This window comes from Paenibacillus sp. HB172176 (genome assembly GCF_011947265.1).
Taxonomy (GTDB): domain Bacteria; phylum Bacillota; class Bacilli; order Paenibacillales; family Paenibacillaceae; genus Pristimantibacillus.
The window spans coordinates 20803-27085 of record NZ_JAATHD010000041.1 but is presented as its reverse complement, the minus strand read 5'-3'; the positions used below and the strand labels follow the sequence as shown (position 1 = coordinate 27085).

Sequence of the window (6283 nt, the reverse complement as noted above, 5' to 3'; positions counted from 1 at the left end):
TGTCACAGGGCTTCAACCTTAGGATCTCTCCACCAGTTGCCTGTCAGCTACGAGGCGACTTGGCTCTTACCTCGACCGGACTTTCACCGGCTAGTTGTGCCTAGCTTGGCTAGGCGCGCAATATAAGAAAAACGCCTCACGGCGTCCTTGGAAAACAGCAACCTGTTCTAACGGACATTGGGTCTCCTTAAACTGCTTCTTTCGCAACCTATTTGCTCTAACGGACATTGGGTCTCCTTAGCGATCAAATCGAACGAATAATCTACCTGATTTGTCCGCTAAGCGGAGCAAATGTCCGTTAAAATCTGAGCTGCCTCATATGAGCTTCTAAAGGTCGAAAATGTCCGTTACAGTTGCAGGCGTTCATTCCAAACGAAATTTTATAAATTGTGGCGAACAACACTCCCCGCTCAGCATGCTCTCGCATTGCGCCCAAGCGGGGAGTTCCTGCTTCTCTAAAACTTCGTGAAAGGATTGCCTGCCATCTCCGAGCCGATCGTCGTCTTGCCGCCATGGCCCGGATATACGATCACATCCTGCTCCAGCTTATACAGCTTATTGCGGATTGAATCGTAGAGGTCTCTCTCCCTTCCGCCCGGCAAATCCGTGCGGCCGACCGACTGCTTGAACAGCACATCGCCCGAGAACAGATGCTTGCCGCAGAGGAAGCTTACGCTGCCGGGAGAATGTCCAGGCGTATGCATCACCAGAAATTCCGCGCCAAGCAAGGAAAGCTTCTGCCCTTCGTCCAGTGCGTATTCCGCGGGATCGGTCGACAGCGGCGGCGTTACATCCTGCCAGCGCATGGAGCCGTTCTTGCGCGGGTCCGTCAGCCAATCCGCCTCCAGGTCATGGATATAGACCGGACACCCTGCAGCCTTGCGAAGCTCGTCCACGCCTCCCATATGGTCGAAATGAGCATGCGTGAGCAGAATCGCTTCCACCTTCACGCCCTCAAGCCGTTCCAGAAGACGCTTCGGGTTCATGCCGGGATCGATGACAACGGCATGCTCCGCGCCATCAGGCCCTTTCGCCGTCAGCAGGTAAGCATTCGTCTGAATCGGTCCTAACGTGTAGGTTTCAATAGCGAACGGCGCCGCCGCTCCAGAAGCTGAACCGCTCCCTGCCGCACCTGCCGCTCCACGTCCGCCAATCTCGGCGCCGCCATCCGCCGCCGTTCTCTCGCGCTCCATCATTCTGCATGCAGCCCCCATTCTAGAGCGACTCCAGCAGCTCGCGCAATTCCTTCACAATCACAGCCTGATAACCCGTGCCTTCGCCGTAACGACGCATAATCTCTTTGCGGGCAGCCTGCAGATTATCCTGATAATCGGCCGCTTCCTTGTCCGTATTCGCCGTTTTGAATGCCACCATCGGCTCCTGCACATAAGTGCTGCGAGGCCCCCATTGCGCCAGCACCGCGCCTCCGGTATCCACAATCAGCACAATCGGAATCGAGCGTCCGCCCATTGTCAGGAATTGATCCATCGTATCGAGATTCTCTTCCATAATCAGCACTTCGACAGGCATGCCGCTTACCGCCAGCGCTTCGAACACGACGGGCACGTTGCGAACCACGTCGCCGCACCAATCCGCCATCAGAATCGAACAGCGCAGATCGTCCCGATTGTTCAGCGATTCGAAAAATTCCTTATCCTCCTCGGAAGGCCAGTTGAACTGCTCCTTCCAGGAGATGAATTGTTCCTTATTCTTCGTCATGCCGTCGATGAATTGCTGCGGCGAGATGCCATTCCCGAGCTTGTCCGCGATGCTTTTTCCCATTGTTATCCCTCTCCCTTGTCTATTATGTATCGTCTTCATACTATGCTTCTTGTCTTGCAGCCTCACCCCTTCATTATAACTAAAACTTCCTTGCCCTGCGAATATACAGCACGATAACCGCCACAATGGCAAGCGCAATGATGCCGTATGCAATATTCGCATACACATCCATGAAGGCCACGATATCCTCCCAGTTATCTCCGACAGCCGCGCCGACAAGAACCAGAATCGTATTCCAGATGAGCGTGCCAATGGTCGTGAACAGCAGGAACGGGACCAGCTTCATGCCGGACATGCCCGCCGGCAGCGAGATCAGGCTGCGAATCAGCGGAACCATGCGGCAGAGCAGCACCGCCCAGTAACCGTATCGGTCGAACCAGGCATCGGCCTTGCGCACATCCTCCTTCTTCACGCGCAGCACGCGCCCCCAGCGGTCGATAATCCGCTCGAGCCGCTCGACGCCCAGCAGCATTCCGATATAATACAGAATAATGGCGCCGACCAGAGAGCCTAACGTCGAGATAACAATAACGCCGACCGCCGTCAGCTTCGTGTATGTCGTCATAAAGCCGCCGAAGGTCAGAATCACCTCCGAAGGAATCGGCGGGAAAATATTTTCAAGCGCGATCATCATCAATATTCCGAAATAACCATACTGCTCCATGAAATCCGTAATCCAGCTCTCCATCGTTCATCTCCCCACTGATTGTTCCTTAATCCTTCCAAATCTCTCTCATTCTATCATATTGCGCGAACCGGCATCCACTTCAGGCATGAGAGAACGGGCTTTCGCATAGACTAGCTTATCTCATTCATTATTCGAGAGGGAGCGAGTGTATGCGAAGGGCATTGATTATTACGAAGAAGCAGTTTCAGATGGCCATCACAGCGATTGCCGTCGTCGCCGTGGGAGGAGTTCTTCTGAACTGGAATTTGAACAAGCCTGCGCCTGCGGCAGTCCAGCCAGTTGAGCCGCGCGTTATTGATATGGTGACGGGCGAATTCAGCTCTACGGACGACAGCGGCAAAGAGCTGGAGGTATACCTCTGGACGCCGGGCACCATTATCGTGAACAAAGGAGAGCTTACGCAAATTCGCATTTCCGGCGTGAACGGAAGCCATCATCCTTTTGTCATCAAAGGACTGGGTATTGAGGGAGAAGTGCAGAAGGGCAAGACAACCACGATCACATTCACGCCGCAAAAGGCGGGCATCTACGCCATCGAATGTCTGACACATACGGATATGGCGAATGGCGGTCCGATGGTCGGCTACATCGTGGTGCAGGACTAGAGCATCGACGGTATTGCCCTGCAGCATCCAGTCGGAGCATTGCCGCTGCGACATCCAGACAGAAATGTGACCGTCTCGCCGTTCTCCGCATATGATGCGGGTAGAGGGGAGGCGTTAATTAAGATGAAGCCGCCGGCACAGAAGCACGCGCAAGCCTATCCATCCGCGCGCAAAATCCGTCGCTCCTGCAACAATGAGCTCTATCGAACGGTGAAACGCATGAAGGCGTACGTGTCGAAGGAGAAGATGGATGCTGCGGAGAAGCTTTATTTCCAGAAGGTTATTCAGAATCTGCCGTGGATTGTGGAGAATAAGGATAATCGCAAAGCCCAGGCGGATTGGTGGGAGGATAATCTCAGCGCGGAGATTGCGGAGCTGCTTGGCGTTGATCGCATCAAGCTCGCCCAAGCTTTCCGCGACGCCTATGGAGGCTAGCAGGCTAGCCTCCGTCCGAGGCTGCTTATCCTTTAATCGGATTCCTGAAGCCGATCTACCGAGACCGTCTTCGTATTGACGGGATTATTGCCGACTGTTACCGTAGCCATGCCATTGGCTTCGTCTATATTCTCAATCCATACCGAGTCGCCTTCAAGCTTGACGCCTATCGTGCCTTTGTCCTCATAGATTTGCTTCGCTCTTGCGGTATTCATCGCTCTCCTCCTTCCGCTGCTTCCGAGTCCTCGACATGAGGCGCATCAGGTACATCCGGCTCCATCGTATCCGTCGTCGATTCGGCAATGAGGCCGTTATGAAGCGTTACATTACCGCCTCCAAGTCCTTCGTTCACCATCCTGTCGATATCCATATCATACGAATCGCGCCCTTCGGCGCCAGCATCCTGCAAGACCTGATTGGACGGCTTCTCTTGCGTTTGATCTAGCGTATGATCTTGTATTTGTTCTTGCTCCTGCAGTTGTTCTTGTTCGTTCACAGGCTCGCCTCCTCCTAATGACTGAATCCCTTCCCCTCAAAATATTCCCCAACCCTCGCCTAAGCATGCATCAATCGCATTCGTCAAAGCAAAGGCGACAGCATATGCATGATTGCTTCCGCGCGTCTTCTCCCGCTGGATCTCGATTTGAATCCCTCCAGATCAATCTCCTTGCTATGCCTCAGATCATTCATGAAATCCCGCTCCAATCGATTCATCGGCTTCTTATCGAACAGCAGGACGAGCAGCTCGTAATTGCTGTACAAGCTCCGCATGTCGAGATTCGCCGAGCCGACCGAAGCCAGCATATGATCGATGAGCAGCACCTTCGCGTGAATGAAGCCCTTCTGATACCGGTAAATCCGCACGCCGGCCTCCAGCATCTCCTGCACATACGAGAGCGAGGCAAGCAGCACAAGCTTGGAATCGCTCACACCGGGGATGATGAGTCTCACATCAACGCCGCTGCGGGCTGCGCTGACGAGACTGGCAGAGATAGCCGGGTCGGGGATAAAATAAGGCGTTGATGCATAGATCCGCTTCTTCGCGGCCGTCATCGCCGAATACAGCACCTCGACAATTCGCTGATGATTCACGCCTGGCGTTCCGGGAACAACGAGCATCCTCTCTTCTCCCGCCGAAAGCGGCATGGAACGCCGGCTCGCCGATGCCCGCTCCTCCATTCTATGACCCTTGGCTCCGCTCGCGACCGCCATCCAATCCGATTCGAACAGCTGAAGCAGATGCCACACTGCGTCACCGTCTATTCTCAGATGCGTATCTCTCCAGAAGCCGAGCTTCTCATCCTTGCCGAGATACTCATCCCCGATATTAATGCCTCCAATGAAGCCGACTGCAGCATCTACGATGACAATCTTGCGATGATTGCGGAAATTCAACCTTCGGTTCGTGAAGGAGAATCGCACAGGTGAGAAGCAGGCTGTACGCACGCCCGCGGCTCGAAGCGAATTCAGATAGCTTTTGCCCAGCTTCAGACTTCCTATGCCGTCATAGATCACCCTCACGTCAAGCCCTTCCCGCGCCTTTCTCGTCAGTACCTGAAGAAATCTCCCCCCGATGCCGTCGCTGCGAATCGTATAATAGTCCAGATAGATCGCTTGTCTGGCCTTATCGAGCGCATCCAATATCGCATCAAAGGTCGCCTCGCCGTCCGTAAGCACCGTCGTCTTATTATTAGCCGCAATCGGGAACGGAGAAAGCGAGCTGAGCAAGGTGAATAATCGATCCTGCGACAACATCTCTTCATTGTTCATTTCCTTGGGTGTCGTTACGGGATGAATCGTATCGCTGCTGTTCAATTGCTGAATGGCTTCTTCACGCTTCACTCTCGTCTTCTCCGATATTCGCCTGCCTACGAGCAAATACGCCGTCATGCCGATGAATGGACAGATCATTACAATGAAAATCCACGCGGTCAGATGCTCCTGACGCTTGCGCTCCATGCCCAGAATGACGGCGAATTGACTTATATACAGAAGCAGGATTCCGGATAACAGCCAGCCTGTCCACATGACCACACGAATCCTCCTTTCGAAGCCTCCAATCCATGCCAACAGTTTTCTTAGTGTGAGCGACAGCAGGCGGGGCTATACCGGCACAGGCATGACAAAAAAACGCCTCTACAATACGCATCATCGTAGAGGCGTTACTATCAGCATGGAGCATCAGGTTGTGTATCTAGTCATTCCGGCTTATCTTCTTCAAGTCCCCCGCTGTACGCGATGTTCACTTTCACGTCCCTGCTGTAATCGTCTTTCCAGGCCTGCTGCTCACGCGAATAAACCATTTCACGCAAGTGTTCAATACGGGCGCGTAGAGCCAATCGCTTGACAACGGGCTTCGTCCGCAAAGACAGAGCCGTGAAACACATCCCGTACCTCGTCTTCAATACCGTCCAGGGCGGACAAGTCCAGCCATTCGAAGGAGGATACCAGCTTGATTTGCTCGTTGTGCTCCGGCTTGAATGGCTTACAGGTCGACTTTCCATCTGCGCGTATCAAGCTGAGCGGCTTGGAAAACCACAGCGAAGAACCGCTATCGTAAATCGGTGCCGCTCCAATCCATTCCAAAGTTTCCGCATGTCGAACAACGCCAAAATTGTTTTGATGCCGATCTTCATTTGCAATTAAATAATCCAACACAATCATCCGGTCTAGAGCCTGCATAATGCCGGCAATGCCAAGCGTCTCGCAGCAATTCACGTAATGCTGATACAGAGACACATGACTCGGTTTTTGCTGAGTTTGCATCACATAC

At 53.4% G+C, this 6283-nt stretch carries 9 protein-coding genes; 2 read left to right on the top strand and 7 right to left on the bottom strand.

All coding sequences use genetic code 11. The features are described from left to right. Positions 1–455 precede the first annotated feature (455 nt). From HFP08_RS27975 to HFP08_RS27965, 3 genes are all read right to left on the bottom strand, one after another. Positions 456–1214: an MBL fold metallo-hydrolase gene (locus tag HFP08_RS27975; RefSeq protein ID WP_240941926.1), complete on the bottom strand. Its 759-nt coding sequence runs from the start codon at positions 1212–1214 to the stop codon at positions 456–458. 1 nt (position 1215) lies between these two features. After that, positions 1216–1782 (bottom strand): thioredoxin family protein, encoded by a 567-nt coding sequence (locus HFP08_RS27970; protein ID WP_168123925.1) that lies wholly within the window; start codon positions 1780–1782, stop codon positions 1216–1218. A gap of 79 nt (positions 1783–1861) precedes the next feature. Then, entirely contained in the window at positions 1862–2470 is a 609-nt protein-coding gene (locus HFP08_RS27965; RefSeq protein WP_168123924.1) for a DedA family protein, read from the bottom strand. 149 nt (positions 2471–2619) lie between these two features. Between HFP08_RS27965 and HFP08_RS27960 the strand changes: the two genes are divergently transcribed. Next, entirely contained in the window at positions 2620–3075 is a 456-nt protein-coding gene (locus HFP08_RS27960; protein WP_168123923.1) for a cupredoxin domain-containing protein, read from the top strand. A gap of 123 nt (positions 3076–3198) precedes the next feature. Beyond that, positions 3199–3510, top strand: a complete 312-nt coding sequence (locus tag HFP08_RS27955) for a dehydrogenase (protein WP_168123922.1) — start codon at positions 3199–3201, stop codon at positions 3508–3510. Positions 3511–3542: 32 nt separating this feature from the next. Here the strand turns inward: HFP08_RS27955 and HFP08_RS27950 are convergent, their stop codons facing one another. From HFP08_RS27950 to HFP08_RS29430, 4 genes are all read right to left on the bottom strand, one after another. Beyond that, positions 3543–3725, bottom strand: a complete 183-nt coding sequence (locus HFP08_RS27950) for an H-type small acid-soluble spore protein (protein WP_168123921.1) — start codon at positions 3723–3725, stop codon at positions 3543–3545. Next, complete coding sequence (locus HFP08_RS27945; RefSeq protein WP_168123926.1) at positions 3722–3919, bottom strand: hypothetical protein; 198 nt, start codon at positions 3917–3919, stop codon at positions 3722–3724. The genes HFP08_RS27950 and HFP08_RS27945 overlap by 4 nt, the downstream gene beginning before the upstream one ends. 170 nt (positions 3920–4089) lie before the next feature. Further along, complete coding sequence (gene cls / locus HFP08_RS27940) at positions 4090–5538, bottom strand: cardiolipin synthase (RefSeq protein ID WP_240941927.1); 1449 nt, start codon at positions 5536–5538, stop codon at positions 4090–4092. Positions 5539–5826: 288 nt separating this feature from the next. After that, positions 5827–6276: a hypothetical protein gene (locus tag HFP08_RS29430; RefSeq protein ID WP_240941925.1), complete on the bottom strand. Its 450-nt coding sequence runs from the start codon at positions 6274–6276 to the stop codon at positions 5827–5829. Positions 6277–6283: the final 7 nt, after the last annotated feature.